The sequence below is a fragment of the Bacillus sp. FSL H8-0516 genome, assembly GCF_038635285.1.
Lineage (GTDB): Bacteria > Bacillota > Bacilli > Bacillales > Bacillaceae > Bacillus > Bacillus safensis.
In genome coordinates this window covers 2088730-2113768 of sequence record NZ_CP152051.1, presented here as the reverse complement: position 1 = coordinate 2113768, position 25039 = coordinate 2088730, and the positions used below count along the sequence as shown (strand labels likewise).

The window sequence follows — 25039 nt, the reverse complement described above, 5'->3', positions numbered from 1 at the left end:
CTTTGGCGAATGACTCTTCATTACTTGGATGTCATGTTAATGGACAGCGTATATAAATTGAACGGCGAACGCTCCATAAGTGCTGTCTACCATCTTTTTAAAGGAAAAAAATCATCACAAACCATACAGGATGCCAGTTTGTTTCAGCTTTCAAAGTATTTCGGCTGTTACCCGGGGTTTACGAGGGATCAGCTGAATTGCTCTACTATAAAGCTTGACGAAAAGCACTACATCAAAAAAACAGGGGAGACATTCATTGTTACAGATGCAGGACAGCAAATGCTAAACCAGTATTTCTCAGAAAAACCGATGCCCGCTTATTTTCATGGTGCCAAATATCATGATAAAGCAAAGGTGTTATGGATGAGGCTCTCGTTACTTGTACAAGTGCTGTCTCACCATCTGGCTGGATCGCATCAATATGTCCCAATACAAAGAGATGTATCTGTACAAAGCTGGACGAAATCCTTCTTAAAACAGCATCACGAGAAGAATAAGCTTTCGGAAGAGCTCCATCATGAACTCGAAAAGCTCCTTAGCCGTATAAGTGATCAAGAGGCGCTGATATTTGTTTATTCATTGACCTCAAATGAAAGAATTGGGCGTACGTATCAGCAAATGGCAGAGTGGCTAAAAGAAGATGTGTGGTATGTGTACCTGCTTTTTTGGAATGTCCTCCATTATTTTATTCATGCTGCCCAAAAAGGTGAGGCGCAGCTCATGCAAAAGCTCGTAGGTGACCTTGAATTCAAACGCGTGCTAACAACCTCTACGCACAAAACGCTCGAGCTTGTGCAAAAAGGCTTTGATATTGATCAAATTGCTCACATTCGCTCTTTAAAAAAGGCAACGATCGAAGACCATATTGTCGAGCTTTCTATACATGAACCGAGCTTCTCAATAGAGCCGTATGTGAGCGAAGAACAGCAGCAGACCATTCATGCAGTAGCCAGAGAGCTTCAGACAAATAAGATGAAGCTGATTAAAGAAAAACTCGAACATCGATTTACTTATTTTCAAATACGATTGGCTCTGACAAGGATGGTGAAAGCAAATGGATAAGCTTCATCAGACGCTCATGCGATATTTTGGTTACGACTCATTTAAAGCAGGTCAAGAGGACATTATTCAAAGTGTACTGAATCAAAAGGATACGGTGGCCATGCTGCCTACTGGCGGCGGGAAATCCATCTGCTATCAAATTCCCGGCTATATGACAGATGGATTAGTTCTCATTATTTCGCCGCTGTTATCGCTTATGGAGGATCAAGTCGAACGAATGAAAATGCGCGGAGAAAAACGAGTGGCGGCACTGAACAGCACATTGTCTTTTCAGGAGAGACGACATATCATTCGGCATTTGCCATCATATAAATTTTTATTCGTCGCCCCTGAGGCATTAATGTCAGAGGTGCTGCTAGAACAGCTCAAATCGATGCATATTGGTCTGTTTGTCGTCGATGAAGCCCATTGTATATCTGAGTGGGGGCATGATTTCCGTCCGGAATATTCCAAGCTGGGAGAATGGAGAGAAGCGTTAGGTCAACCTGTCGCTTTAGCGCTGACGGCAACTGCAACGAAACAAACACTGAAAGATACCGTGCAAACGTTAAGATTGCAGCATCCAGACTTTCATATCCATTCTGTCAACCGGCCAAACATCGCATTGGTCAAAGAAGCGCACGAAACGAAAGAAGCAAAAGAGAAACGGGCTATTGAGCTTGTTGAATATCTGCAAGGCCCCGGCCTGATTTATTGCCCAACCCGGCAAATGACAGAAGATATGGCGCTCATTATGAAACAAAAAACCCATCAGCGTGTAGAGTATTACCATGGCGGGATGGATCCAGGAGACCGCATGCTTATTCAGCAGCAATTTATCAGCGGACAGCTTGATCTCATTTGTTGTACAAGTGCTTTTGGAATGGGAATTGATAAAGCAGATATACGATTTGTTATTCATATGAGCCCGCCGCAGTCAATTGAAGCATTTATGCAGGAAATTGGAAGAGCAGGACGGGACGGGGAAAATAGTGTGAGCATTCTTTTATATACAGAAGAAGATGCAGATATTCAACAGCATTTAATACAAGCAGAAGGCTTTGATGATCCGGAAATTGATTTCTTCTTAGCTAGGCTGACACAAATGCAGACAAATGATGAAAAGAAATTACGTGAACAATTAATGGAATCAGGGCTTCAGGAGACACGTGCAAGAATGCTGATCCATTATTACAGGATGTATCAGTCTGACGAGCCGCGTGTGCTCCTGATGAAACTGAAAGAGAAATTGCAGGACAGACAAACAGAAAAACTGAGAAAAGTGTGGCAATTTAAGGAGCGGATCACAGATCATGGCTGCTTTAGACAATCTCTGTTATCATACTTTTACGAACAGCTTGATCAAACAGAGAGCGAACCCTCTGGCAGCTGCTGCTCTTCTTGCGGACTTGACCTGTCTGATTATGAAAAAAAAGATCAACCATTGGAGCTGAATGAAATGAAACACTGGAAGACCGTGCTGAATCGTATGTTTCATCTGACAAAAGAGGCGCAGCATTGATTGAACAACATCGCCGGATCATCGAAAAATTAACCGATCGACAAGTAGTAGAACAGCTGTATTTCACGCAGCTGCTGATGCTGGTCATTTCCTTTTTACTAGGTATATTTATGTTTGATCATTGGACAGATTTCACATCTCTTTGGGAGATCCAAGATGCGCGGATACTGACTTATGGAATTGGCGGCGCTGCGGTTGTGATCATTGTGGATGCGATTGTCATGAAGGTGTTTCCTGCTCATATGTATGATGATGGCGGATTAAATGAAAAAATGTTCAAAAACCGCAGCATCCCGCATATTGTTTGGTTAACACTGCTCATCGCCTTTTCAGAGGAAATTCTATTCCGAGGGATCGTCCAGCAGCAATTTGGACTGGAGATTGCCAGTATTGTGTTTGCGCTCCTTCACTTTCGCTACTTATCAAAAATACTCTTGTTTATCCTTGTGGTTTCTATTAGTATTTTTTTAGGACTTTTATACGAGTGGACGGGGAATTTATTTGTTCCTGTCATGACCCATTTTGTCATTGACTTAGTCTTTGCTTGTCAAATTCGTTTGAAATATAGGGGGAGGGATGAACATGGAAGAAATGTCGAGAATGAAGAGAAAGAAGGAGCAGCTGACAAACATCCATGATGATGTAGAGGAAATTTTTGAAGAAGAAGTTCAGCCTTCAGATGACTCTCACTTTCCTACACGAGAAGATTTTCATGAATATAAAAAACAGCGCACGAAAAAGGTACGCAATCCATTGTTTACAACACTGGCTATTATCTTTCCTATTATCGTTGTCACAGTGTTCTTCCTTTTGATCTACTACACATCAAAGGAAATCAACCATAATAATAATCAAGATGTATATAATATTGATTCTACATCAAGTGCTGACACAGACCCAGTCCCGTCAGCACTTGCCGAAACGAAAAATGATTCAAGCGCTAATAAAGCGGATGCGTCTGATGATGAGAAGCAAAAGAAAGAGGAAGAAAAACAGCGATCGAAAGAAAAAGCTGAACAGAAGAAAAAAGAACAAGCTGCTAAAGAGAAAGAAGAGCGTGAACAAGCAGCGAAAGAAAAAGAACGCGAGAGAGCTGAAGCTGCCAAAAAGCGTGAACAGCAGCAGCTAGCCTTGCAAAAGCAACAGGAAGAGAAAAAAAGAAAAGAAGCCGAAGAGAAAAAGAAGCAGGAAGAAAAGCCAGTCCGTGTCGTGCAGCACACTGTTGGTCCAGAGGAAAACCTGTATCGAATTTCAATGAAGTATTACAAAAACCGTTCGGGTGAAGAGAAAATTAGAGTTTATAATCATTTAAAAGGTAACAGCGTGTACAGTGGTCAAGTGCTGAATATTCCACTAGAAAACTAATCACCTGACATGAACGAAGAAGCATGCACATACATATGTAGAAAAAAGGGACAGGGTGTATGTGATGACATTGCACACAATCAGCCGATATATGGATCAGCCGACACAGAAGATGATGGAAACATTGATCAAAAGAAAGCATAAATATGAGGGCTTTGCCAAGCAGTGCAAAAGATGGCAATGGACAGCCCTTCTATCGCTGGCTATTCTTTTGTTCTATTTTGTGATCACGGCAAATGCGGGAGGCGGCTCGCTTCAGCCGGAAGCCATGATTGCCACACTGCTTGGTCATGAAGTATTTCTGTTTTGGATCATGGCCGAGGTCTTTGCTTTTTACGCATCTTATTACTATAAGAAAAAAGAAGAAAAGGCTGAGGATGAATATCATCGGCTTCGATGTGAAATTATACAAAAGAGCACAGACTTATGGCCGCAATCAAATCAGTGGAAAGAGCGCGAGGCGGTTTTTCACTATATGCAGAAGCAATTTGACATTAATCTCTATTATGAAAGTAAATAAATGAGAAAAAAAGACGTTTAACAGTTGAAACGTCTTTTTTCATTCAAGCGTCTTATGAAAGAAAGATATGTAAGGGAGCCATTTGTGATGAAATATGCCATCGGATTTACTGCCGCCATTGCGGCTGTTACAACAGGTGTGTGTGTAACGGCAAAAATGGTGAAAACGGCAAAACAAAACAACATCAAAAAGCATTACTTTACAATAGAAGCACTTCAATCAGACCGGCCTGCTGTCATTTTCTTTATTTCTGATACACACAGACGTCTCATCAGTGACACTTTATTAGCAGAAATCAGACAGGAAGAGCCAGATGTGATTATGATTGGCGGAGATTTAGCAGAAAAAGGTGTGCCCTACGCAAGGATTGAAGAAAATGTGAAACGTTTATCAAGAATTGCGCCGGTTTATTTTGTTTGGGGAAATAATGATCATGAGCTGCATCAGCAAAGGTTTAAAGAGATTCTTCATGCATACGATGTCACGACTTTGCAAAATGAAACGGCTGTATGGAATTTCGATGGCCAGCGAATCAAAATCGGAGGAATTGATGATATTCGGCTTGAAAAAGCAGATTATGAAGCGATACGGCCTGAGTTTGTGAAAGATGATGTCAATATTCTCTTATCACACAATCCAGATGTACATCATTTGATGAGTGAAGAAGAGGGAATCGACCTTGTCCTGAGCGGTCATACGCATGGGGGACAGATCCGAATTGGGAAATTTGGTCCATATGAAAAAGGAAGAACAGGCCAGGTCAAAGGTGCGTTCTTTCTCATTAGTAATGGCTACGGGACAACAAAAATTCCCATGCGTCTCGGAGCAGAACCAGAAACCCATCTGATCTATTTAATGCCTCTAAAAACGCGTTAACTTGCGGCACCCTCAATATTTTCCATAAAAGTCACCGTAAGCATAGCTTCATGCTTGTCTTCCGTCTTGACACAGTGTAAACTGAATACAAAATTAAGAACCTATGACTCATCATCTCATATACTACAGTATGATGTGTGTTTAGAAGAGGCAGGAGGGAACGTTATGCGACTGGAGCGTCTGAATTATAATAAAATCAAAATTTTTCTCACACTAGATGACCTGACAGACCGAGGTCTTACGAAAGAAGACCTTTGGAAAGATTCGTTCAAAGTCCATCAGCTGTTTAAAGACATGATGAACGAAGCGAATCAGGAGCTCGGTTTTGAAGCGAATGGACCGATTGCTGTTGAAGTATTTTCTCTTCAGGCGCAGGGGATGGTCGTCATTGTCACAAAAAGTCAGCAGGAAGATGCTGATGATGAGTTTGATGAAGATTACATTGAGATGCAAGTCAAGCTCGACGAGAGTAAGCATGTGCTCTATCAATTTGCCTCGTTTGAAGATGTGATTCAACTGTCCCATAGTTTAAGTCGTATTGGACTTTTAGGGGGTACAGTTTACCATTATGAAGGTCAATATTACCTCAGCCTGGATGATGTTGGAGAATTATCTGCTGATACAGTCATTTCGATTTTAGCAGAGTTTGGTTCACCTACGACACTCACCATTCACCGGCTAAAAGAGTATGGAAAAGTGATCATGCAAGACGATGCTGTGAAAACGATTCAAATGTATTTTTAATCACTTTTTTCTATTATATTTAATACTGTTGTGATGAAACAACAGTATTTTTTTATATCCTTTTTTATATTTATAAACGCTGATATTTTATTTTGATAAAAAACGCTTTTTACCTTTGCTTTACCAGTACGAAGGTGTATACTATTGCTTGAAAGGGAGCAGTAGATCATGAAAGATTTCTAGGGGGTTTATTTTAATGGCAGCCGATCAAAACGCCGCTCATAACGCAGAAGATAAGCTAGATGTTTTAAAGTCAACTCAAACCGTCATACATAAAGCGCTTGACAAATTAGGGTATCCGCAGGAAGTGTATGAATTGCTGAAGGAGCCAATTCGTCTATTAACGGTCAAAATTCCAGTACGTATGGACGATGGATCGGTGAAAATTTTCACTGGTTACCGTGCACAGCACAATGATGCTGTCGGTCCAACAAAAGGCGGAATCCGTTTCCACCCGAACGTTACGGAAAAAGAAGTAAAAGCGCTTTCAATTTGGATGAGTTTAAAATGTGGAATTGTGGATCTTCCTTATGGCGGAGGAAAAGGCGGTATTATCTGTGATCCAAGAGAAATGTCATTCAGAGAGCTTGAAAAACTAAGCCGCGGCTATGTTCGCGCCATCAGTCAAATCGTTGGACCAACAAAAGATGTTCCAGCACCAGACGTGTTTACAAACTCTCAAATTATGGCATGGATGATGGATGAATATTCTAGAATTGATGAGTTTAACTCGCCAGGATTTATTACAGGAAAACCAATTGTTCTTGGAGGATCACACGGACGTGATACTGCAACAGCAAAAGGTGTGACGATCTGCATCAAAGAAGCGGCGAAGAAAAAAGGAATTGACATTAACGGAGCTCGTGTTGTCGTACAGGGATTCGGAAATGCAGGAAGCTACTTAGCTAAATTCATGTATGATGCTGGAGCAAAAATCGTAGGGATTTCAGATGCATACGGCGGATTATACGATGAAGATGGTCTAGATATTGACTACTTGCTTGACCGACGTGACAGCTTTGGAACCGTCACTAAACTATTTAACGATACAATTACAAACCAAGAGCTGCTTGAGCTGGATTGTGATATCTTAGTACCTGCAGCCATTGAAAACCAAATCACAGAAGATAATGCGGCAAACATTAAAGCCAAAATTGTCGTAGAAGCAGCAAATGGCCCAACGACACTGGAAGGAACTAAAATTCTTTCAGATCGTGGTGTACTGCTTGTTCCAGACGTACTTGCGAGTGCGGGTGGTGTAACTGTTTCTTACTTTGAATGGGTTCAGAATAACCAAGGGTTCTACTGGACTGAAGAAGAAGTTGAAACTCGTTTAGAAGATATGATGGTGAAATCATTTAATAATATTTATGAAATGGCGCAAAACCGCCGAATCGATATGCGTCTTGCTGCATATATGGTCGGTGTACGTAAAATGGCTGAAGCTTCTCGATTCAGAGGCTGGATTTAAGCGGCTGATTTGCATCGCGCCTTAAAATCTCCTATCCTTAAATAGGAGATTTTTTTATGGAATGGAACAAAGAATCAAACAGCCCAGCAATTGTTATTGCAGTGAAATGACAGGAGTGGAACAAATGAAACAAGAAAAAGCGATCATAATAGGAGGCGGCCCATGCGGGTTATCAGCTGCCATCGCATTCAAGCAAATTGGGATTGATGCACTTGTGATTGAAAAGGGGAATGTCGTGAACAGTATTTATCATTACCCAACACATCAAACCTTTTTTAGTACAAGTGAAAAGCTTGAAATCGGTGATGTCGCTTTTATTACTGAGAACCGTAAGCCCGTTCGTATTCAGGCACTTTCTTATTACCGAGAGGTCGTCAGACGAAAAAAACTGCGTGTACATGCTTTTGAAAAAGTAAACGCCGTGACGAAACAAGATGGCCGTTTTACGGTAAATACATCAAAAGACAACTATTCATGTGATTACGTCGTCATTGCGACTGGCTACTATGATCATCCAAACTATATGAACGTCAAAGGAGAAGACCTTCCTCACGTATATCACTATTTTAAAGAAGGACATCCATATTTTGATAAAGATGTGACGGTGATCGGCGGAAAGAACTCCAGTGTGGATGCTGCGCTAGAACTTGTGAAATGCGGAAGCAGAGTCACTGTGCTGTATAGAGGAACTGAATATTCATCAAGCATCAAGCCTTGGATACTACCAGAGTTTGAAGCGCTTGTCCGTAATGGAACAATTCGAATGGAGTTTGGTGCGCAGGTGAAAGAAATCACAGAAGAAGATGTGATCTTTACAAACCAGCAAAATCAAACAGATCGAGTGAAAAGTGACTATGTATTTGCTATGACTGGCTATCATCCAGATCATTCTTTCTTAGAAAAAATGGGTGTCACGATTGATCCAGAATCAGGCCGTCCAGCATTTGATGAACAGACGATGGAAACGAATGTTGAAGGTATTTTCATTGCGGGAGTCATTGCTGCTGGAAATAATGCCAATGAAATTTTCATCGAAAATGGAAGATTTCATGGGAGACTCATTGCAGAAGAAATCAACAAAAGAATCAACGGATAAAAAATGAACTGAATCCTTCAAAGGGGTTCGGTTCTTTTTTATATAAATTGGGATTATATAGAAAGGTATTTTTAGAAAAATAGGCCCGAGTCATATAAAAAAAGGGTAAATCATGGTACGATAATGAAGGATAATGTAGGGAAAGAGGTCTGGTTATGATCGCAATCATCTCAGCAGGTTTAGCTCCCGGCATCGCACTTTTAAGTTATTTTTATTTGAAAGATCAGTACGACAATGAGCCGGTTCACATGGTCATCAGATCTTTTATGCTAGGTGTCATACTTGTGTTTCCAACCATGTTTATTCAATATGTCCTTCAAGAGGAAAATATCGCAACAAACCCTATCTTGATTTCATTTGTGACGTCGGGCTTTTTAGAGGAATCATTAAAATGGTTTATTTTAATGGTCAGCGTTTATGCACATGCCCAGTTTGACGAACACTATGACGGAATTGTGTATGGAACGAGTGTCTCACTTGGTTTTGCAACACTTGAAAATATCCTTTACTTAGTCGGTCATGGGGTCGAATATGCATTTACCCGTGCTTTACTACCTGTATCAAGTCACGCATTATTTGGTGTTGTGATGGGTTTTTATATCGGAAAAGCCCGCTTCTCTGATAAAAAAGAGCAGCGCAAATGGCTGTTCCTTTCTTTAACGCTCCCTGTGCTGTTTCACGGCCTGTATGATTTCATTCTATTAGGGATGAAAAATTGGGGATATATCATGGTGCCGTTCATGATTTTTTTATGGTGGTTTGGTTTAAGGAAAGCAAAAAAAGCCCGTGCGGTAAAAATGGTGCAAATTTAATTTGGAAAACGTCCTTTTTGTTTATAGGGCGTTTTTTTGTCTTTTCCATCCAATTCTCTCCTGTGTTGAATGTATAAAAATAGGGATCGGAAGAAACATATATTCAAACATCAAAAGTACAGGAGGATCAAATATGGATAAAGCTCGTTTCATGAAACAAATTGTTCTTATCTTCTCAATCGTTCTTCTTGCGTCTTCACTTTTGACATCCAGTAAAAGTGAAGCCTTCACCGCCCAAGTCATTCAGCGCGGGGCAACAGGAGAAGATGTAGTCGAGCTGCAAGCGCGGCTCCAATACAATGGTTTTTACAATGGCAAAATCGATGGCGTCTATGGCTGGGGGACGTACTGGGCCGTTCGCAACTTTCAAAGCCAATTCGGCATGAAGAAGGTCGATGGACTTGTAGGTGAGAAAACAAAAAGCTTATTAGTTCAAAAGACGAAATACTACAAAGAGTTTGTTCAAAAGCAGCTGCAGGAAGGGAACCAGTTTACTCATTATGGCGGGAAGCCTCTTGATCAGCAAACAAAGGCTCCTGCGCAAAGAAGTTCGCAAAAAAAGACAGCCCAAGGTACAAACGAAAATCAAAAAAGTCAAAGTGGATCATCTGGGAAGTCTGGCAATCAGTCAGGCAGCCAGCAGGGAAATCAAACACCAAAACAAACAGCAGCCAACATGCCTGGTGGTTTTTCTAGTAATGACATTCAGCTCTTGTCGCAAGCTGTGTACAGTGAAGCAAGAGGTGAGCCGTATGAAGGACAGGTGGCCATCGCGGCCGTTATCTTAAACCGTTTGAACAATCCGACCTTTCCAAATACGATCGCAGGAGTCATTTTTGAACCGCTTGCGTTTACTGCTGTAGCAGATGGGCAATTTTATATGACGCCAGATGAAACGGCAAAAAAAGCTGTATTTGATGCAATCAATGGCTGGGATCCATCTGAGAGCGCCATCTATTACTTTAATCCTGATACAGCAACAAGTCCATGGATTTGGGGAAGACCACAAATTAAACGAATCGGGAAACATATATTCTGCGAATAAAAAGAGGTGTAAATAAATGATCAGAGGAATATTGATTGCTATTTTAGGAATTGCTGTCATCTCAACAGGTTACTGGGGCTATAAAGAACATCAAGAAAAAGACGCCGTACTGCTTCATGCTGAGAACAACTACCAAAGAGCATTCCATGATTTAACGTATCAGGTGGATCAGCTACATGATAAACTGGGCGCAACACTTGCGATGAACAGCCAAACATCCATCTCACCAGCACTTGCAGATGTATGGAGAATGTCATCAGAAGCGCATAACAATGTCAGCCAGCTCCCACTTACATTGATGCCTTTTAATAAAACGGAAGAATTCCTGGCGAATGTCGGAGATTTTAGCTACAAATCATCAGTCAAATCTTTATCAGATGAACCATTAAATAAAGATACGCACAAAACCATTACAGCTCTATATAATCAAGCGTCAGATATCCAAAACGAACTTAGACAAGTGCAGCACCTCGTACTTAATAAAAACTTAAAATGGATGGATGTTGAAATGGCGCTCGCTGACGGCGATCGAAAGAACGACAACACCATCATTGACGGGCTGAAAACGGTCGAGAGAAATGCAGATGCATTTGCAGATGTCGATCTTGGGCCTACAAATGTGTCCACAGAAAAAGAAACACAAGGCTACAATCATTTAAAAGGCGATAAGATTTCAAAAAAAGAAGCGATCCGCATTGCACAGCAATTCACACCAGACCATAATCAACATTTTAAAGTGAGAAAAAGCGGCAGCAAAACCAATCGCGACGTGTACAGCTTATCGATGTCTGATCCAGACAGCCATGCAAACTTTTATCTAGACTTAACTGAAAAAGGAGGACACCCAGTCTACCTACTTCAGAATCGTGACGTGAAAAAACAGAAAATCAGTTTGAATGAGGCATCAGAAAAAGCACTCAGCTTCCTAAAGAAGCAAGGGTTTGACACAGAATCGTTCCATTTAGATGAAAGTGCACAATTTGATAATATCGGTGTATTTACCTATGTTCCTCTTCAGAAAAATGTTCTGCTTTATCCAGATAGTATACGCATGAAAGTCGCATTGGACGATGGTGAGGTTGTTGGGTTTTCAGCGAAGGATTACTTAACGAATCATAAAACACGAGACATTAAAGCACCTAAAATCTCGCAAAAAGAAGCGAAAAAAACATTAAATCAGCATGTAAAGATCGAAGATACTCATTTAGCGATTGTGCAAAATGATATGTCAGAGGAAGTTCTGTGCTATGAGTTCCTCGGAACGATAAAAAACGATACGTATCGCATGTTCATTAATGCAGATACTGGAAAAGAAGAACGAGTAGATAAACTAAAAAACGCAGAACCTATATATAAAGACCTATAGAAAAGGAAACGAGGAAAAGGCTAATAAGTCTTTTCCTTTTGTTTTAGACATGGTTTAATATAGGAGAGGATACGATTTCACAGATGAAAAGAGTGATGAGGAATGTTACAAATAGGGGATGCAATCACAATTGAATATGTCAATGAGAACAAAGAAGTGAAAACAGCAAAATCGAAGGTTTTGGAAAATAATAACGATGATATTTGCATTAATTATCCAGCGGATAAAGAAACGGGACGCACCATCTACTTAAACCAGCAAACAGAAATCACCGTCTTCTTTTTTGACGAAAATCAAATTCCATACAAATGTACAAGCGAAGTCATCGGAAAAAGAAAAGAAGATATTCCGATGATTGTTATTTCCATTCCGCCAAAGGAAGAAATGATTCGCCTTCAGCGAAGAGAATATCTGAGAGTGGATACGATGGTCAAAGCTACTATCATGCAAACGGACGAAGAGGCCTTTGAGACGTTTATTGTAAATATGAGTGCTGGCGGCGTAGCGATCTCTGTTCCTGAGGGCGTGTCATTGAAAGAATATGGAGAAGTGGTCACAGAGTTTGAACTTCCCCTAAAAGAGCCTGTGAAAATAAAAGCGGTTGCAGAGATGAATCGAGTATATGAAGATGAACAGTCTGGCAAAAAAAGAGCGATCATGGAGTTTTCAGAGATCACAAATGATCACCAGCAGCACATCATGAAATACTGCTTCCAGCAGCAGCTTTTAACACGTGTGAAAAAAGCATAAGAATAAAGGGTGTAAAAAGCTTCCATACTAGAGAGGGAAGAATCTAGCGTGGAGGCTTTTTGTATGAAGACAATGGAAAGATGGTTATTGAAAGTGGTGCTCATTCAGCTGGTTTTATTGCTTACCGTTCAGATCACACTTCATTTGACGAAAGGAGAACTTTTTTTGTCAAAAGTCGTGCAGTATGAGGGTGTGAACAACATGAGCATTGAAGAATGGATTGAAACGTTTAAGCAGAAGGATTGATAGAAAATTCCCCCGTTTGAGCGGTGATCGTGTTACAATTCATAAGGGAGATTCAATCAAGGAGAGGTATTATGAAAAAGAAATTATCTATTGCAATTGACGGTCCTGCAGCAGCAGGCAAAAGCACTGTGGCAAAAATTGTCGCAGCCAAAAAATCATATATTTATATTGATACAGGTGCTATGTACCGCGCGATTACACTTGCGGCACTCAATCAAGGTGTAGACCTTGAAGACGAACAGGCACTTGATTCATTACTGAAAAAAACGGTCATTGAACTAGTCACAACAGACGAGGGTCAAAAAGTCCATCTAAACAATACGGATGTCACAGAGGATATTCGCACAGACCGCGTAAGCAACCAAGTATCGGTTGTTGCAAAGCACAGAGCTGTTCGGGAAGAAATGGTCCGCAGGCAGCAAGAGCTTGGCAAACGAGGCGGCGTCGTTATGGACGGAAGAGACATAGGCACTCACGTACTTCCAGATGCTGAAGTGAAAATTTTCTTGCTTGCATCAGTAGAAGAAAGAGCAAAACGCCGCTTTGAAGAGAATCAGAAAAAAGGCTACGATGTCAATTACGATCAGCTGATCGAAGAGATTGCAAGACGCGATAAGCTTGATTCTGAGCGCGAAGTTTCACCTTTGAAGAAAGCAGATGACGCCATTGAGATTGACACCACTTCCCTTTCTATTCAAGAGGTGGCAGGGAAAATTTTAGATGCAGCAGACCGCGTGGAGAAACAGTAAGAAATTTTAGAAAACTTTTATAAGTTAGAGGTTTATCTCTTGACAAACAAGGTCTTTTATTAGAAGTTTATACTAATACTATTTTTATTGATCATTCAAGCAATTATATTGATTTGAATGTTTCTATAATACATATTCGGCTGGCAATCATCATGCTTAAGACACATATTCGCCCAGTCGTTTTAACTAAGCTGTGTAGGTTTGGACCAAGGAGGTTATCGAAATGACAGAGGAAATGAATCAAATCGATGTTCAGGTACCAGAGGTTGGAGATGTAGTGAAAGGGATTGTTTCTAAAGTTGAGGACAAGCATGTCAATGTAGATATCGTCAATGTGAAACAACCTGGTATCATCCCAATCAGTGAATTATCAAGTCTTCACGTTGAAAAAGCATCAGATGTCGTGAAAGATGGCGACGAGTTAGAGCTTAAAGTAACAAAGGTCGAAGACGATGCTTTGATTTTATCTAAACGTGCTGTTGATGCAGACCGCGCTTGGGAAGACCTAGAGAAAAAGTTTGACACAAAAGAGGTATTTGAAGCTGAAGTAAAAGACGTTGTAAAAGGTGGTCTTGTCGTTGACATTGGTGTGCGCGGATTTATTCCTGCATCTCTTGTAGAAGCACACTATGTAGAAGACTTCACAGATTACAAAGGGAAAACACTCTCACTTGTCGTGGTAGAACTTGACCGCGAAAAAAATCGCGTGATTCTCTCGCACCGTGCAGTCGTTGAGCAAGAGCAATTAGACAAAAAGCAAGACTTCCTGCAAAAGCTTGAAGTAGGCAGTGTGATTGATGGTAAAGTGCAGAGGCTTACTGATTTTGGTGCATTTGTTGACATTGGCGGCATTGATGGATTAGTTCACATTTCTCAACTATCCCATGCGCATGTTGAAAAGCCATCTGACGTAGTAGAAGAAGGACAGGAAGTCAAGGTCAAAGTACTTGCTGTTGATCGTGATAACGAACGTATCTCACTATCTATTAAAGAAACATTACCAGGACCTTGGAGCCAAATTGGTGAAAAGGTAAAACAAGGTGATGTGCTTGAAGGAACCGTTCAACGTCTTGTGAGCTTTGGTGCATTTGTTGAAATTCTGCCAGGTGTAGAAGGGCTTGTGCATATTTCCCAAATCTCTCATAAACATATCGGCACGCCGCAAGAAGTCCTTGAAGAAGGGCAGACTGTGAAAGTGAAAGTGCTTGATGTGAATGAAGACGAAGAGCGCATTTCACTAAGCATCCGTGATTTAGAAGAAAATCCTGAAAAACAAATCGAAGAGGATTATCGTCAATATCAGGCGAAAGAAGAAAACACAAGCGGATTCCAGCTTGGTGACCTGATCGGCGATAAACTCAATAAACTAAAATAATTTGGTGATCAAAATTGACGCGAGCAGAAAGAAAGAAGCAGCATATTGAGCATGCGCTGTCCACTGGCCAGCATGCAGCAACAGGTTTAGATGATGTTTCCTTCGTTCACGCCAGTTTACCAGATCTTGCGACATCACAAATTGATACACATACGACAATTGGCGGACTGACTTTCGGTTCGCCAATTTTTATCAATGCAATGACTGGCGGAGGCGGAGAATCCACCTATGAGATCAACCGCTCTTTATCGATCGCAGCGAAGGAGACCAATATACCAGTAGCAGTTGGATCACAAATGGCTGCACTGAAAGATAAAGAAGAAAGACGAACATATGAAGTCGTTCGTAAAGTCAATCCGGATGGAATTGTATTTGCGAATTTAGGCAGTGAAGCGACAATGAAGCAAGCTCAAGAAGCAGTCAACATGCTCGAGGCAAATATGCTCCAAATTCATCTGAATGTCATCCAAGAGATTGTCATGCCTGAAGGCGATCGCGATTTCAGGGGGGCGCTTGAGCGGATTGCAGCTATCGTTGAATCTGTTGGTGTGCCTGTTGTTGTAAAAGAAGTCGGATTTGGCATGAGCAAGGAGACGGCAGGAAAGTTATTCCATGCTGGGGTTGCAGCCGTTGATGTAGGCGGATTTGGTGGAACGAACTTTTCTAAGATTGAAAATCTCCGCCGCCAAAAAGCACTTCGTTATTTTGATCAATGGGGAATTCCAACTGCAGCGAGTCTTGCTGAAGTACATACTGCCTTTCCGAATCAAACGATTTTAGCTTCCGGAGGTATTCAAGATGCTCTTGATGTAACCAAATCAATGGCTCTTGGCGCATCTGCTGCTGGTCTAGCTGGATTTTTCTTAAAATCATTGACCAGTGGAGGAGAAAGCGGCCTCATCGCAGATATCATGGAACTTCAAGAAGATATCAAGATGATGATGACAGTGCTTGGCGTGAAGACGATTGAAGAACTGAGACAGGCTCAAGTTGTGATCTCAGGGGAAACAAGTCATTGGCTCAAAGAAAGAGGCGTTGACACAACGTACTATAGTAAGAGAGGCATGTGATATCACATGCCTCAGCGCGTAGACAAACCCACGCATTCGGCGTCAGTCCTGCGTGCCGGTGCTCACGAATGTACAATTCGCTCCGCTCCGGTACTCGTCCTTCCTAGGGCTGCAAAGGTTTTCTATCACGCTGAAAAGAAGACAAAGGGCTAAAATAAACATCATTTTAGCCCTTTGTCAACAAATCTAAGGCATGTGATGATCACATGCCTTTTTTTATTGATTTCTTTTTCGAGCGCTTTCTGGACCTTCTAATGCTGTTGCACCCTTATGATGAATGGATTGATCGCGGTCAGATTCCACTCTTCTTGACGCCTTTAAACGCTTTTCCTGTCTATCTTTTCCCATCATGTATCCCTCCTCAGGTTATTAGGGTGTCACCTCTTGTTTATTTCATACAGAGCCGGTAACGATCCGCATGTTTAAAAAATGGAGATTTTCCCATAATGTAATTGAGGTGATGAGGCGTTGGAGGCTTTGTACTATTATTGGTCTATATGGTTCGTTTGGATTATGGTGACATTTATCATGGAAAAAAGTTTGTGGCGCACCGTGCTGGGCATCTGTGTACTTGTCCATATTATATTCAGTCATGTCATGATATCCGTTTTAGATATAAGCATCAATGCGGGTTTCTTGATGACTTTTTTATATGCATGTGCTGCTTTCGTCATATTCAGGCCTAGTTACCGAATGATGAGAATCATGCAATTGGGCTCGATGGTGAGCGCGTATGCCTTTTTTATGATATTTGCATTATATGACCCTGTTTGGTTCACGATAATAAAGGTGGATTGGGTCGTATTTGCCCTGCTGATCTTAATGTGTATGACATATGGACAGCCGTTAACGGAAAGAATCACCTTATGGATGATGTCAGTATGTCTCGGCGAAGCCCTTTATGCGCTGACGATTCACCGCCTCACATCATCAATTGTCATAGGGGATCTCTCTTTTCTTTCCTTCGTTGTACAAGGAGCCGTCTTCCTATTAGGTGTCGATCAGTTTGAAAAGCTCTTGAACGCCCGTTCATCAAGAAAATCAGTAAAAGGGGCTGCAAAATCAACATGACAGATTATACGTTTCCTGTGATTATTGGTGTCATCTTTGGGATGGCGGCCAGACTTTACATGTTAAGAACGGATTACCGGCAATACCCTACGTATATTCATGGACAAGTGATTCACATTGCACTTGGTTTTATTGCGTCAGGATTAGGTGCGATCATTATGCCTGCACTAATTCAGGAGGAATTTACAGCGATTACCTTTCTCACTTTGGCAGCCACGCAATTTCGAGATGTCCGAAATATGGAAAGAAATACGTTAACCCAAATGGATTCGTATGAGCTTGTCTCACGAGGCAGTACATATATAGAGGGCATTGCCATTGCCTTTGAAAGTCGAAATTATATTGCGATTCTCACTGCACTTATTACAACGACAGCCTGTATTTTCTTCTCGCTTGTTGTTGGAACAGTAGTCGGTATTCTTTGTTTTTTCATGGCAAAGCTATTAATGTCAGGCAGTCAATTAAAGGATATCGTCAGCATTCAAAAAGGGGAACTTCGCTTTGATGGGGCAGGGCTTTATGTGAATGATATATACATTATGAATATCGGGCTGCCTGAAAAGCAAAAGCTCATTTTAGAGCATGGTATGGGTTTTATTTTGACACCGAAAAATTTCAACTCTGCTACAACGATTGCTAACCTTGGACAGCGGCAAGCCATTTTATTTGATTTATCGAACGTGCTTGGCGTGTACCGCGATTCTGGTGAACCATCGCTCTGTCCGCTCGCAAAACGTGATCTGAATACCGGTACACTTGGTGTGTTCATTTTACCGCAATGGCAGCGTGAAGATTTGGCTGTCCGTGTATTAGAAGAGGTGCCTATTTTAGAAAATGCCATAAGAATGCCGACAGATTTCATTAAAAAGAAAGTGAGGTAATAGGGCATGGCGAACACTATTGAACAATTTATATTGGCTGTGGCAACAACTAATAAAGAGCGGGTCATTGGCGGAACAGCGGTTTTTTTCTGTGAAAATAAAGAAGAGCTCGACATGTATGCCATGAATTTAGAGGCCATTTTAGATGGAATTGCACACGGCATTGGAGAAGATCTTTACTTGATTGTCAAACATTTTTAAGTTATTCATTGTGGTCTGATTAAAAATTGATATAATATATAAGTTGAACCCTTCATGTTTGAAGGGTTTATTTCATAAAACTGAATGAAAATTATAAATCCCGGTTGAAACATGATGATGAACATATTGAATCGCGGCTGGATTGAAAGGAAGGGTACTATGGGTAAACCTGTCGTAGCCATTGTTGGAAGGCCCAACGTTGGAAAATCTACAATTTTTAATCGAATCGCAGGCGAAAGAATATCGATTGTAGAAGACACACCTGGTGTAACAAGAGATCGAATCTATAGCTCTGCTGAATGGTTAAATTATGACTTTAATTTAATAGATACTGGTGGAATTGATATTGGAGATGAGCCATTCTTGGCGCAAATTCGCCATCAGGCAGAAATCGCAATGGACGAAGCGGATGTCATTATCTTTATGGTGAATGGCCGAGATGGCGTGACATCTGCGGATGAAGAAGTCGCAAAAATTTTATATCGCACGAAAAAGCCAGTTGTACTTGCTGTCAATAAACTGGACAACCCTGAAATGAGAAGCGACGTGTATGACTTTTATGCACTCGGATTTGGCGAGCCGTATCCGATTTCTGGAACACACGGATTAGGTCTTGGTGACCTGCTTGATGCAGTGGCAGAACATTTTAAGAATTTGCCGGATACGCAATATGATGAAGAAGTTGTCCAGTTCTGCTTAATTGGCCGTCCGAATGTAGGGAAATCTTCTTTAGTGAATGCGATGCTCGGAGAAGACCGCGTCATTGTCAGCAACATCGCTGGTACAACAAGAGATGCTGTCGATACGATGTTTACGTACAATCAGCGTGACTTTGTCATTGTTGATACAGCAGGTATGAGGAAAAAAGGGAAAGTATATGAAACAACAGAGAAATACAGTGTACTTCGTGCATTAAAAGCCATTGACCGCTCTGATGTTGTCGCTGTTGTACTTGACGGCGAGGAAGGCATTATTGAGCAGGATAAACGAATTGCTGGCTATGCACACGAAGCTGGTAAAGCTGTTGTCATCATTGTGAACAAATGGGATGCTGTTGAAAAAGATGAGCGTACGATGAAGGAATTTGAGCAAAACATCCGCGAGCATTTTCAATTCCTTGATTATGCACCTGTCTTGTTTATGTCTGCTCTTACGAAAAAGAGAATTCATACATTAATGCCGTCCATTATCACAGCAAGCGAAAACCATGCAATGCGCGTTCAAACCAATATTTTAAATGATATCATCATGGATGCGGTGGCGATGAATCCAACGCCGACCCATAACGGACAGCGCCTAAAGATTTACTATGCAACACAGGTGGCCATTAAGCCTCCGTCCTTCGTTGTGTTTGTCAACGATCCAGAGCTTATGCACTTTTCTTATGAGCGTTTCCTAGAAAACCGCATTCGAGATGCATTTGGTTTTGAAGGAACACCAATTAAAATATTTGCGAGAGCGAGAAAATAAAAAGGGTGAGCAGGATGAAGAAAATTTCAGTACTTGGAGCAGGCAGCTGGGGAACAGCTCTTGCGCTTGTATTAGCTGATAATCATCATGATGTACACATGTGGGGACATAGACAAGAGCTCATTGATCAAATCAATGAGAAACATGAAAATCATGATTACTTGCCAAATGTCGAACTGCCAGCGTCTATTCAGGCGACAACCGATATGAAGCAGGCTTTAGAGGGGACAGAGGCGGTTATTGTCGCTGTGCCAACAAAAGCCATTCGTGAGGTATTGAAGCAGGCAAATGAGCTGATCTCATCGAAGGTGCCATTTGTCCATGTCAGTAAGGGAATTGAACCAGATACACTTCTTAGAATTTCTCAAATGATTGAACAAGAAGTCCCATCTGAGAAAAGAGAGGCTGTCGTTGTCCTATCAGGACCGAGTCATGCAGAAGAAGTAGGTCTGCGTCATCCGACAACTGTCACTGTCTCGTCAGAAAACATTGAAGCAGCTCAATTTGTTCAAGATTTATTCATGAACAATCATTTTAGAGTGTACACAAACCCTGATGTGATTGGGGTGGAAATTGGCGGCGCATTGAAAAATATCATTGCTCTTGCGGCTGGTATTACAGACGGACTTGGATATGGTGACAATGCAAAAGCGGCGCTTATCACAAGAGGACTTGCTGAAATCGCACGTCTTGGCACAAAAATGGGAGGGAATCCCCTTACATTTGCCGGATTAACAGGCGTTGGCGATTTAATTGTGACATGTACAAGTGTTCATTCGCGTAACTGGCGCTGCGGGAATTTACTCGGTAAAGGATATAAGCTCGAAGAAGTGCTTGAAAAAATGGGCATGGTTGTCGAAGGCGTCCGCACAACAAAAGGCGCTTATCAGCTCTCCAAAGAATACAAGGTCAGCATGCCGATCACAGAGGCTCTTTACGGCGTCCTGTTTGAAGGGAAAAAGGTGGACGATGCTGTAGAATCATTGATGGCACGTGTGAAAACACATGAGATGGAAGACCTTGTGAACATGTTTGAAAACCAAACAAAATAAAAGGAAAGACTGAACTTAGGCATGTAGAGGATGCAAGAAGGGGAAGACTTGCATAACATAGCAATGAAGTTTGAATAGAGCTTTGCCTCTACAGAATGAGGAAAATAGTCGATCCAATGACTGAAGCAGAGTCCCCCTCTTTGCTTCAGTTTTTTTATGCGCTTTTTTCTGAATGATTGGAAAAATGATTGATATTTACCTTATTTTTGGTTTAAAATGAAATATAAACGCTTACAATTCGTTCGTTTTGAAGGGGGACAGGCACGATGAGTTTTGCTTTAATCAAGATGTGGTTTGCGCTTGGTTCAATGGGGCTCATGTTTTTAGCCGTAGTAACCATTTATCTCAGCAGGTTTAAGCTGAAAAGCAAATTTCTTAAAATAACGGCCTCGACCGTTGCATACAGCTTGATGCTGATATCAGGTATCATTGTGTTTTTAGTTGTCTTTAGCGGACCGGTCAATGAATAAAGAAAAAGGAAGAATGTGATGATCAAAGCAAAAGTCAGTGTCACACTGTTAGCACTTATTTTATTAACAGGATGTCTGTATCCAGAAAATCGCAAAGCTGAGAACCGGGTGCCATATGAAGAGCAGCTGCAAAGTGTACAGACAGCGATTGAGGAATTTCAAAAAGCAACAAATGGTCTTTTGCCTATAGAAACGAAAGAAGCAGACACGCCGGTTTATCAGAAATATGTCATCGACTTTAAGCGCTTGTCACCAAGATATTTACACGACGTACCGTCTACATCTTATGAAGGCGGGGGCGAATATATTTATGTCCTTACAGACGTCGAAAAGAAACCCACTGTGAAACTGCTTGATGTCAAAATGACGCAGACCATCAATGAATTACGTCTTAGGATCAAGATGTATCAAGATGAACATACATATCCGCCATACGGCAAAGTCGTATCAGCCAATTTATATACGTTAAATGAAAAAAAATTAGGATTAAAATCGCCGCCTGCGGTCATGAGTCCTGTGACAGGGAATTCCCTCCCATTACTAATTTCATCAAACGGTGACATCTATGTGGACTACCGCAGTGATTTTGCTCATATTTTGAAGAATTCGAAGCAAAAGCTGAAACCAGGTGAAAACATTCAAGATGTATATTGGCAGGAAACCCCGTTTGTACCCGCGTTTTCTGTCCCATATACCATCAACAAAAAAGGTGAGCCTGCCTTTTTAGAAAAAAAGACGTCATAAACAAGAATGAACCTTTTTCCTCTGCATATAAATGAGGAGAAAGGTTTTTTTATGGCTAAACATACTCTCAAAACAAAAAGGTGTCATATTCAAATAGGACAACGTCATACACATATATTGTCCAGACACCTTTCAAGCACAGTTTGATTGAAGAATAGAGTATTTAATTTGAAAACGAGGATAGCAAGTCCGGGAGGGGATCACTTGGAAAAAGTCGATATTTTCAAGGATATCGCTGAACGAACAGGAGGCGATATATATTTAGGAGTCGTTGGCGCTGTTCGTACAGGGAAATCTACGTTTATTAAAAAGTTTATGGAGCTCGTGGTGCTCCCGAATATCAATAATGAGGCAGATCGTGCAAGAGCACAGGATGAATTGCCACAAAGCGCAGCAGGAAAAACCATTATGACCACAGAGCCAAAATTTGTACCGAATCAAGCAGCATCAATTCACGTGAGTGACGGCCTTGATGTCAACATCAGACTTGTCGATTGTGTGGGATACACTGTCCCTGGTGCGCGCGGGTATGAAGATGAAAATGGCCCAAGAATGATCAATACGCCGTGGTATGAAGAGCCAATCCCGTTTCATGAAGCAGCGGAAATTGGTACACGCAAGGTCATTCAAGAGCATTCAACAATAGGTGTAGTCATTACAACAGATGGTTCCATTGGAGAAATTCCAAGACATGATTATATTGAATCTGAAGAACGTGTAATTGATGAACTCAAAGAGGTTGGAAAGCCGTTTATTATGGTCATTAACTCTGTGAGGCCATATCATCCTGAAACAGAAGCGCTCCGGCAAGAACTTAGCCAAAAGTATGATATTCCAGTACTCGCCATGAGCGTAGAAAGTATGAGAGAGCAAGACGTACTCAGCGTTCTTCGTGAAGCATTATATGAATTCCCAGTTCTAGAGGTGAATGTGAACCTGCCAAGCTGGGTGATGGTGCTAAAAGAAGATCACTGGCTGAGAGAGAGCTATCAGGATTCAGTAAAGGAAACTGTAAAGGATATTAAAAGATTAAGAGATGTCGACCGTGTCGTTGGTCAATTCAGTGAATTTGATTTTATCGAAAGAGCGGGTTTAGCAGGAATTGAAATGGGTCAGGGGATTGCGGAGATTGACCTGTATGCGCCAGATGATCTATATGATCATATTTTAAAAGAAGTGGTTGGTGTAGAAATTAGAGGAAAAGACCATCTTCTAGAGCTCATGCAAGACTTTGCTCATGCTAAGACAGAATATGATCAAGTATCAGACGCATTAAAAATGGTGAAGCAGACTGGTTACGGGATTGCAGCGCCAGCGTTATCAGATATGAGTTTAGATGAGCCAGAAATCATTAGGCAGGGATCAAGATTCGGCGTGAGATTAAAAGCGGTCGCTCCATCTATTCACATGATCAAAGTAGATGTAGAGAGCGAATTTGCACCGATTATCGGAACAGAAAAACAAAGTGAAGAGCTTGTCCGCTACTTAATGCAAGACTTTGAAGATGATCCACTTTCGATCTGGAATTCAGATATATTTGGCCGCTCCCTCAGCTCCCTTGTTAGAGAAGGCATTCAAGCTAAGCTGTCTCTCATGCCGGAAAATGCAAGATATAAGCTGAAGGAAACACTTGAAAGAATCATCAACGAAGGATCCGGCGGTTTGATTGCGATTATTTTATAGCAAGTGAGACCTCTCATTGATAGGGGTCTTTTTTTGCGTATTGAATGAGTCATAAAAAGACAATTGTATAAAGATTAGTCAGATTCAGGTTGAAATTAGGAATATTCGTTCGCAAAAGTGCCCTTAATCCTTGACGAATAAGGATTCTACCCTTTAAAATGCTTGATATGGTATTTCATATGTGTTAATCTACTTACAGAAAATCTTCACTTTGTTGGACAAACATTCCTTCAAAGAGATGTTTTCTAATGAAAAGCCATGTATAACGCTTTCTAGGACGCTCTTTTTTCTAAAAAAGGGTATAGAAAGAAGATGAATTGTGAAGAAATGATAACAATCTATTGAATGCATATTTTTGGGAGGAGGTGAAAGGCATGAACAAGACAGAACTTATTAACGCGGTTGCTGAAGCAAGCGAGTTATCTAAAAAAGACGCGACAAAAGCAGTTGATTCTGTTTTTGATACAATTTTAGATGCACTTAAAAATGGTGACAAAATCCAACTTATTGGTTTTGGTAACTTTGAAGTACGTGAGCGTTCAGCTCGTAAAGGACGTAACCCACAAACTGGTGCAGAGATCGAAATCCCTGCAAGCAAAGTACCTGCTTTCAAACCAGGTAAAGCACTTAAAGACGCGGTGGCAGGTAAATAATCGTTATGTGTAATGATCCTGTTGAAGGAGTTATACATATACAGTTTCACACTGGTCTAGAAAAGCCCCTTTCATAAGGGGCTTTTCCTTTTGAATCAAAAGGTTCGTTTAGAACGCTCTCCTTTGCTTTTAGGATCTGAAGTGTGCTAGAATCTGAATGAAATGTAATCGCCTTTGGAGGATATAATACATGAGTGAAATAAATAAAGAATTAATTGAACACGCGGTACGCGATATATTAAAAGCAATCGGAGAAGATCCGGATCGTGAAGGACTTCTTGATACCCCAAAACGAGTCGCAAAAATGTATGAAGAAGTGTTCTCGGGATTAAATGAAGATCCAAAAGAACATTTTAAAACCATTTTTGGCGAAGACCACGAAGAACTCGTCCTTGTAAAAGATATTGCTTTCCATTCAATGTGTGAACACCACCTTGTACCTTTCTACGGGAAAGCCCATGTTGCTTATATTCCGCGCGGAGGAAAAGTAACGGGACTTAGTAAGCTGGCAAGAGCTGTAGAAGCCGTGGCTAAACGCCCGCAGCTTCAGGAACGCATTACATCAACCATTGCAGATAGTATGGTGGAAACACTTAATCCGCATGGCGTGATGATTGTCGTTGAAGCAGAGCATATGTGTATGACGATGCGCGGAGTGAAAAAGCCAGGCGCTAAAACAGTCACATCAGCCGTCCGCGGCACATTTGCAAATGATGCAGCCGCAAGAGCAGAAGTGCTTTCCTTTATTAAAAACGACTAATTCAAT

Annotated in this window: 28 protein-coding genes; 27 read left to right on the top strand and 1 reads right to left on the bottom strand. The window is 41.2% G+C overall.

Annotated features, from left to right (window positions below; all coding sequences use genetic code 11):
* Positions 1-9: 9 nt before the first annotated feature.
* From MHB67_RS10530 to fni, 17 genes are all read left to right on the top strand, one after another.
* A complete protein-coding gene (locus MHB67_RS10530) occupies positions 10-1062 on the top strand; it encodes a helix-turn-helix domain-containing protein (protein WP_073206140.1) in 1053 nt (350 codons plus the stop codon).
* On the top strand, positions 1055-2563 hold the full coding sequence (locus MHB67_RS10525; protein ID WP_073206138.1) for an ATP-dependent DNA helicase RecQ: 1509 nt from the start codon (positions 1055-1057) through the stop codon (positions 2561-2563). Before MHB67_RS10530 ends, MHB67_RS10525 begins: the two co-directional genes overlap by 8 nt.
* Positions 2560-3201: a CPBP family intramembrane glutamic endopeptidase gene (locus tag MHB67_RS10520; RefSeq protein WP_024422830.1), complete on the top strand. Its 642-nt coding sequence runs from the start codon at positions 2560-2562 to the stop codon at positions 3199-3201. The genes MHB67_RS10525 and MHB67_RS10520 overlap by 4 nt, the downstream gene beginning before the upstream one ends.
* Positions 3146-3928, top strand: coding sequence for a LysM peptidoglycan-binding domain-containing protein (locus MHB67_RS10515; protein ID WP_073206136.1), 783 nt, complete (start codon positions 3146-3148; stop codon positions 3926-3928). Before MHB67_RS10520 ends, MHB67_RS10515 begins: the two co-directional genes overlap by 56 nt.
* 64 nt (positions 3929-3992) lie before the next feature.
* Entirely contained in the window at positions 3993-4448 is a 456-nt protein-coding gene (locus MHB67_RS10510) for a DUF2663 family protein (RefSeq protein WP_073206134.1), read from the top strand.
* An 87-nt stretch (positions 4449-4535) separates the two neighbouring features.
* Entirely contained in the window at positions 4536-5324 is a 789-nt protein-coding gene (locus MHB67_RS10505; protein WP_073206131.1) for a metallophosphoesterase, read from the top strand.
* A 165-nt stretch (positions 5325-5489) separates the two neighbouring features.
* Positions 5490-6068: a genetic competence negative regulator gene (locus MHB67_RS10500; RefSeq protein WP_024422826.1), complete on the top strand. Its 579-nt coding sequence runs from the start codon at positions 5490-5492 to the stop codon at positions 6066-6068.
* A 196-nt stretch (positions 6069-6264) separates the two neighbouring features.
* The gene (locus MHB67_RS10495) at positions 6265-7539 is read left to right on the top strand and encodes a Glu/Leu/Phe/Val dehydrogenase (protein WP_007500982.1); all 1275 of its coding nucleotides are present in this window, start codon (positions 6265-6267) and stop codon (positions 7537-7539) included.
* A gap of 124 nt (positions 7540-7663) precedes the next feature.
* Positions 7664-8635, top strand: coding sequence for a YpdA family putative bacillithiol disulfide reductase (locus tag MHB67_RS10490; RefSeq protein ID WP_073206130.1), 972 nt, complete (start codon positions 7664-7666; stop codon positions 8633-8635).
* A 155-nt stretch (positions 8636-8790) separates the two neighbouring features.
* Positions 8791-9447 carry a glutamic-type intramembrane protease PrsW gene (gene prsW, locus MHB67_RS10485; RefSeq protein ID WP_073206127.1) on the top strand — a complete coding sequence of 219 codons (657 nt, stop codon included), beginning with the start codon at positions 8791-8793 and terminating at the stop codon, positions 9445-9447.
* 133 nt (positions 9448-9580) lie between these two features.
* Positions 9581-10492, top strand: a complete 912-nt coding sequence (gene sleB, locus MHB67_RS10480) for a spore cortex-lytic enzyme (protein ID WP_073206125.1) — start codon at positions 9581-9583, stop codon at positions 10490-10492.
* Positions 10493-10508: 16 nt separating this feature from the next.
* Positions 10509-11858 carry a germination protein YpeB gene (gene ypeB / locus MHB67_RS10475; protein ID WP_024422822.1) on the top strand — a complete coding sequence of 450 codons (1350 nt, stop codon included), beginning with the start codon at positions 10509-10511 and terminating at the stop codon, positions 11856-11858.
* Positions 11859-11960: 102 nt separating this feature from the next.
* Positions 11961-12608 carry a flagellar brake domain-containing protein gene (locus MHB67_RS10470; RefSeq protein ID WP_041117839.1) on the top strand — a complete coding sequence of 216 codons (648 nt, stop codon included), beginning with the start codon at positions 11961-11963 and terminating at the stop codon, positions 12606-12608.
* A 63-nt stretch (positions 12609-12671) separates the two neighbouring features.
* Positions 12672-12854: a DUF5359 family protein gene (locus MHB67_RS10465; protein WP_024422820.1), complete on the top strand. Its 183-nt coding sequence runs from the start codon at positions 12672-12674 to the stop codon at positions 12852-12854.
* 71 nt (positions 12855-12925) lie between these two features.
* The gene (gene cmk / locus MHB67_RS10460) at positions 12926-13603 is read left to right on the top strand and encodes a (d)CMP kinase (RefSeq protein WP_024428083.1); all 678 of its coding nucleotides are present in this window, start codon (positions 12926-12928) and stop codon (positions 13601-13603) included.
* 223 nt (positions 13604-13826) lie between these two features.
* Positions 13827-14978, top strand: a complete 1152-nt coding sequence (gene rpsA, locus MHB67_RS10455) for a 30S ribosomal protein S1 (RefSeq protein WP_056767151.1) — start codon at positions 13827-13829, stop codon at positions 14976-14978.
* A 14-nt stretch (positions 14979-14992) separates the two neighbouring features.
* Positions 14993-16048, top strand: coding sequence for a type 2 isopentenyl-diphosphate Delta-isomerase (fni, locus tag MHB67_RS10450; protein WP_024428084.1), 1056 nt, complete (start codon positions 14993-14995; stop codon positions 16046-16048).
* A 216-nt stretch (positions 16049-16264) separates the two neighbouring features.
* Here the strand turns inward: fni and MHB67_RS10445 are convergent, their stop codons facing one another.
* On the bottom strand, positions 16265-16396 hold the full coding sequence (locus MHB67_RS10445; RefSeq protein ID WP_073206119.1) for a YpzI family protein: 132 nt from the start codon (positions 16394-16396) through the stop codon (positions 16265-16267).
* 180 nt (positions 16397-16576) lie between these two features.
* Here MHB67_RS10445 and MHB67_RS10440 point away from each other — a divergent pair, with 180 nt between their 5' ends.
* From MHB67_RS10440 to folE, 10 genes are all read left to right on the top strand, one after another.
* Positions 16577-17119: a hypothetical protein gene (locus tag MHB67_RS10440; protein ID WP_133744152.1), complete on the top strand. Its 543-nt coding sequence runs from the start codon at positions 16577-16579 to the stop codon at positions 17117-17119.
* Positions 17116-18000: a YIEGIA family protein gene (locus MHB67_RS10435; RefSeq protein ID WP_024422816.1), complete on the top strand. Its 885-nt coding sequence runs from the start codon at positions 17116-17118 to the stop codon at positions 17998-18000. The genes MHB67_RS10440 and MHB67_RS10435 overlap by 4 nt, the downstream gene beginning before the upstream one ends.
* A 6-nt stretch (positions 18001-18006) precedes the next feature.
* Positions 18007-18201 (top strand): hypothetical protein, encoded by a 195-nt coding sequence (locus MHB67_RS10430; protein ID WP_008344527.1) that lies wholly within the window; start codon positions 18007-18009, stop codon positions 18199-18201.
* 159 nt (positions 18202-18360) lie between these two features.
* Entirely contained in the window at positions 18361-19671 is a 1311-nt protein-coding gene (gene der / locus MHB67_RS10425) for a ribosome biogenesis GTPase Der (protein WP_024422815.1), read from the top strand.
* 14 nt (positions 19672-19685) lie between these two features.
* Positions 19686-20723, top strand: a complete 1038-nt coding sequence (locus MHB67_RS10420; RefSeq protein ID WP_024428086.1) for an NAD(P)H-dependent glycerol-3-phosphate dehydrogenase — start codon at positions 19686-19688, stop codon at positions 20721-20723.
* Positions 20724-20989: 266 nt separating this feature from the next.
* Positions 20990-21193 carry a DUF2768 domain-containing protein gene (locus MHB67_RS10415; protein ID WP_024422813.1) on the top strand — a complete coding sequence of 68 codons (204 nt, stop codon included), beginning with the start codon at positions 20990-20992 and terminating at the stop codon, positions 21191-21193.
* Positions 21194-21211: 18 nt separating this feature from the next.
* Positions 21212-21937, top strand: coding sequence for a hypothetical protein (locus MHB67_RS10410; protein WP_342492510.1), 726 nt, complete (start codon positions 21212-21214; stop codon positions 21935-21937).
* A 204-nt stretch (positions 21938-22141) separates the two neighbouring features.
* Positions 22142-23620 carry a stage IV sporulation protein A gene (gene spoIVA, locus MHB67_RS10405; protein ID WP_008344534.1) on the top strand — a complete coding sequence of 493 codons (1479 nt, stop codon included), beginning with the start codon at positions 22142-22144 and terminating at the stop codon, positions 23618-23620.
* A gap of 374 nt (positions 23621-23994) precedes the next feature.
* Positions 23995-24273 (top strand): non-specific DNA-binding protein Hbs, encoded by a 279-nt coding sequence (gene hbs, locus MHB67_RS10400; protein WP_003215863.1) that lies wholly within the window; start codon positions 23995-23997, stop codon positions 24271-24273.
* 190 nt (positions 24274-24463) lie between these two features.
* Positions 24464-25033 carry a GTP cyclohydrolase I FolE gene (gene folE / locus MHB67_RS10395; protein ID WP_003215789.1) on the top strand — a complete coding sequence of 190 codons (570 nt, stop codon included), beginning with the start codon at positions 24464-24466 and terminating at the stop codon, positions 25031-25033.
* Positions 25034-25039 lie beyond the last annotated feature (6 nt).

Excerpts from the sequence above, each read along its gene's own strand:
- MHB67_RS10510 (WP_073206134.1), top strand. The coding sequence starts at position 3,993 with ATGACATTGCACACAATCAGCCGATATATGGATCAGCCGACACAGAAG.
- MHB67_RS10465 (WP_024422820.1), top strand. The coding sequence starts at position 12,672 with ATGAAGACAATGGAAAGATGGTTATTGAAAGTGGTGCTCATTCAGCTG.
- MHB67_RS10415 (WP_024422813.1), top strand. The coding sequence starts at position 20,990 with ATGAGTTTTGCTTTAATCAAGATGTGGTTTGCGCTTGGTTCAATGGGG.
- MHB67_RS10445 (WP_073206119.1), bottom strand. The coding sequence starts at position 16,396 with ATGGGAAAAGATAGACAGGAAAAGCGTTTAAAGGCGTCAAGAAGAGTG.
- MHB67_RS10490 (WP_073206130.1), top strand. The coding sequence starts at position 7,664 with ATGAAACAAGAAAAAGCGATCATAATAGGAGGCGGCCCATGCGGGTTA.
- sleB (WP_073206125.1), top strand. The coding sequence starts at position 9,581 with ATGGATAAAGCTCGTTTCATGAAACAAATTGTTCTTATCTTCTCAATC.
- MHB67_RS10420 (WP_024428086.1), top strand. The coding sequence starts at position 19,686 with ATGAAGAAAATTTCAGTACTTGGAGCAGGCAGCTGGGGAACAGCTCTT.
- hbs (WP_003215863.1), top strand. The coding sequence starts at position 23,995 with ATGAACAAGACAGAACTTATTAACGCGGTTGCTGAAGCAAGCGAGTTA.
- MHB67_RS10470 (WP_041117839.1), top strand. The coding sequence starts at position 11,961 with ATGTTACAAATAGGGGATGCAATCACAATTGAATATGTCAATGAGAAC.
- der (WP_024422815.1), top strand. The coding sequence starts at position 18,361 with ATGGGTAAACCTGTCGTAGCCATTGTTGGAAGGCCCAACGTTGGAAAA.
- MHB67_RS10435 (WP_024422816.1), top strand. The coding sequence starts at position 17,116 with ATGACAGATTATACGTTTCCTGTGATTATTGGTGTCATCTTTGGGATG.
- rpsA (WP_056767151.1), top strand. The coding sequence starts at position 13,827 with ATGACAGAGGAAATGAATCAAATCGATGTTCAGGTACCAGAGGTTGGA.
- MHB67_RS10505 (WP_073206131.1), top strand. The coding sequence starts at position 4,536 with ATGAAATATGCCATCGGATTTACTGCCGCCATTGCGGCTGTTACAACA.
- cmk (WP_024428083.1), top strand. The coding sequence starts at position 12,926 with ATGAAAAAGAAATTATCTATTGCAATTGACGGTCCTGCAGCAGCAGGC.
- MHB67_RS10515 (WP_073206136.1), top strand. The coding sequence starts at position 3,146 with ATGGAAGAAATGTCGAGAATGAAGAGAAAGAAGGAGCAGCTGACAAAC.
- prsW (WP_073206127.1), top strand. The coding sequence starts at position 8,791 with ATGATCGCAATCATCTCAGCAGGTTTAGCTCCCGGCATCGCACTTTTA.
- folE (WP_003215789.1), top strand. The coding sequence starts at position 24,464 with ATGAGTGAAATAAATAAAGAATTAATTGAACACGCGGTACGCGATATA.
- MHB67_RS10530 (WP_073206140.1), top strand. The coding sequence starts at position 10 with ATGACTCTTCATTACTTGGATGTCATGTTAATGGACAGCGTATATAAA.
- MHB67_RS10430 (WP_008344527.1), top strand. The coding sequence starts at position 18,007 with ATGGCGAACACTATTGAACAATTTATATTGGCTGTGGCAACAACTAAT.
- MHB67_RS10495 (WP_007500982.1), top strand. The coding sequence starts at position 6,265 with ATGGCAGCCGATCAAAACGCCGCTCATAACGCAGAAGATAAGCTAGAT.
- MHB67_RS10525 (WP_073206138.1), top strand. The coding sequence starts at position 1,055 with ATGGATAAGCTTCATCAGACGCTCATGCGATATTTTGGTTACGACTCA.
- MHB67_RS10410 (WP_342492510.1), top strand. The coding sequence starts at position 21,212 with ATGATCAAAGCAAAAGTCAGTGTCACACTGTTAGCACTTATTTTATTA.
- MHB67_RS10440 (WP_133744152.1), top strand. The coding sequence starts at position 16,577 with ATGGAAAAAAGTTTGTGGCGCACCGTGCTGGGCATCTGTGTACTTGTC.
- ypeB (WP_024422822.1), top strand. The coding sequence starts at position 10,509 with ATGATCAGAGGAATATTGATTGCTATTTTAGGAATTGCTGTCATCTCA.
- MHB67_RS10500 (WP_024422826.1), top strand. The coding sequence starts at position 5,490 with ATGCGACTGGAGCGTCTGAATTATAATAAAATCAAAATTTTTCTCACA.